Here is a 2,899-nt window from a genome sequence, read left to right as displayed (position 1 = left end):
GCGCTGGGTGGGCTCGGGGTGGACCATCCGTGATAACAAGGGTCGGCCGGTCCGCAGTTTCCAGCGGTTCTTCACCGCGACACCGGCCTTCGAGTTCGGGGTGACCAACGGGGTCAGCGTCGTGCGCATGTACGACCCGCCTGGCCGCAACGTCGCGACCCTCTACCCCGACGGCTCCTGGACCAAGACGACCACCACCGCGTGGTCGTGCGCGGAGCACGACCGCGGTGACACGGCCTCGGTGGCCGACCCGCGGACGGACCCCGACGTGGGCGGCCACTTCGCTCGGCTGCTTGGCGGCGGCGCGTTCACCTCCTGGGTGGCGCAGCGCTCCGGCGGCACGCTCGGTGACACCCCGGCCGAACGGGCGGCGGAGCATGACGCGGCGGCCAAGACCACGGCGTACGCCGACACCCCGACCGTCGAGCACCTCGACCCCTCCGGACGGATCTGCCTCTCGGTCAGCGACCTCGGCCCTGAGGGCAAGCACGCCATTCGGCACGCCTTCGACTGCGAGGGCGAGACGCTCGCGATCACCGACCCGCTGGGCAGGCGCTTGGTGGAGTACGCCGAGCGCGAGCAGCTGGCGGGAGGCGGCGTCGGCTACGTGCTCGGCCGGGACGTCAGCGGCCGCGAGCTGATGCACCGCGCGATGGACTCCGGTGCTCGCTGGATGCTGGTCGACGTCGTCGGGCACCCGATCCGCACTTGGGACGAGCGCGGCTACGCCGCCCGGACCCGCTACGACCCGGTGCGTCGCCCGACCCACCAGTATGTCACGGCAGACGGCGCCGCCGAGCGGCTGGCACAGCGCACGGTCTATGGCGAGGGCCATGCCGTGGCGAACCTGTGCGGTGAGGTGCTGCGGCACTACGACGCCGGAGGCGTCAGCGCCAACGACTCGTGTGACTTCAAGGGCAACCTGGTCGACCGGTCGCGCAGGCTGTCGGTTAGCTACCGCAGCGACGTCGACTGGTCGCCGATCGCGGACCTGACCGACCCGGGTACGCTCGACGCCGCGACGGCCGCCCTGCTCGAGCCGGAGGTCTTCCACGCCCGCGCGCTGAGCGACGCGGTCAGCCGGCCGGTACTCGCGGTGGTCCCGCACGTCGACGGCGGCCCGATGGACGTGGTCATGGCGGCCTACAATGAGGCCGGCCTCGTCGAACGTGTCGACGTCTGGGAGCAGCTGGCGGTAGCGCCCGACAACCTGCTCGACCCGGACACGGCTCCCCTGCACCCGGTCGTCGACATCGAGTACGACGCCGACGGCCAGCGCACCCGGGTCGAGCTCGGCAACGGCACCGTGACGACGCGGGACTACAACCCCCAGACCTTGAGGCTGCGGCGGCTCACCACGACGCGGCCGGCGACCTTCCCCGCCGACGAACGCATCGTCCAGGACCTGGGCTACACCTGGGACCCGGTCGGCAACATCACCCGCCTGCGCGACGACGCCGACATCCACGATGTGGTTTTCTTCCGCAACCAACGGGTCGACCCGACGGCCGACTACACCTACGACGCCGGCTACCGCCTGGTCCGGGCGACCGGCCGCGAACACATGGGTCAGACCGGTGGCGGCCTGAACCACGCCCGGCAGGTGACGGCGGACGACGCGCCCTGGACCCGGCTGGCACACCCGGGCGACGGCAACGCGATGGCCACCTACACCGAGAGCTACAACTACGACCCTGTCGGCAACCTGCTGGCGCTCGTGCACCGGGTCGGTGGCAACGGCTGGACCCAGCGTTACCAGTACGCCGAGCCGTCGCGGCTCGAGCCCGGCGTCACCGGCAACCGACTCTCGGCGACCAGCCTCCCGGGCGACCCGGACCTCGGCCCGTACTCCGCGACGTACGGGTACGACGAAGCAGGCAGCACCACCTCGATGCCGCACCTGGCGGACCTGACCTGGAACGAGCACGACCAGCTCACGTCCACCACCCGCACGGTCGTCGCCAACGGGACGGGCGAGACGACCTTCTACGTCTACGACTCCGGTGGCATCCGGCTGCGCAAGGTGACCGAGTCTCCCTCCGGGAACGGCGCCGGGCGGCGGCTGCGCGAGCGGATCTACCTCGGGTCAATGGAGGTCTTCCGCGAGTACGCCGCCGACGGGACCACCGTCACGCGCGAGCGGGAGCAGGTGCTCATCGTCGCGGCTCGACGCCCGGTGGCCTCGCTCGAGCGGCGAACGAAGGGCGCCGACCCGGCGCCCGCGCGGCTGCTGCGCTACCAGTACAGCAACCACCTGCCGACCGTCTCCCTCGAGCTCGACGAGACCGCGGCGGTGCTTAGCTACGAGGAGTACTTCCCCTACGGCAGCACCTCCTACCAGGCGGTCCGCGCCCAGACCGACCTCCCCAAGCGCTACCGCTGGGGCGGCAAAGAGCGCGACGAGGAGAGCGGGTTCAGTTACCACGCCGCGCGCTACTACGCCCCCTGGCTGGGCCGCTGGACTAGCACCGACCCGGAGCACCTCGCCGACGGCCCGAACACGTACGCGTTCGCGCACGCCAACCCGATCACGGTGACCGACCCAACCGGGAGGGTCGGCGTCATCGTGGGCGGCGCCGCCCTGCTGCTCGAAGGCGGCGCCCTGCTGCTCGAAGGCGGGGCCGTGGTGGCCGAGGGCACCGCGATCGTCGGGGGTGGCGCCGCGGTCGCGGAGGGTGGCGGGCTGCTCGGCAGCGCCGCGGTCCAGTGGGGTGGCGCGGCAGGCATCGGGCTAGGCGGCGTCGGGCTGATCCTGGCAAATCGGCCACCCCCGGTCACCAGGCCTGCGCCGCACCAGTACGCCGGCGATTACCCGGTCCCGGCGCCTGCGCCGCCGGTGCCCATCCCGGTACCGCCTCCACCAGCACCGGCGCCGCCCCGGCCCGCGCCACCGCAGGCC

At 72.3% G+C, this 2,899-nt stretch carries 1 protein-coding gene; it reads left to right on the top strand.

Annotated elements, in window-relative coordinates; genetic code table 11:
• Positions 1-127: 127 nt before the first annotated feature.
• Positions 128-2,899 (top strand): RHS repeat-associated core domain-containing protein (locus tag AC1D1S_RS20445; RefSeq protein WP_476995365.1); only part of this gene is annotated, 2,772 nt, incomplete at its 3' end.

It is taken from the genome of Arthrobacter sp. P1_A5, assembly GCF_056406825.1.
The sequence above is the reverse complement of the archived record's forward strand: the minus strand, read 5'-3'. Positions and strand labels throughout refer to the sequence as shown.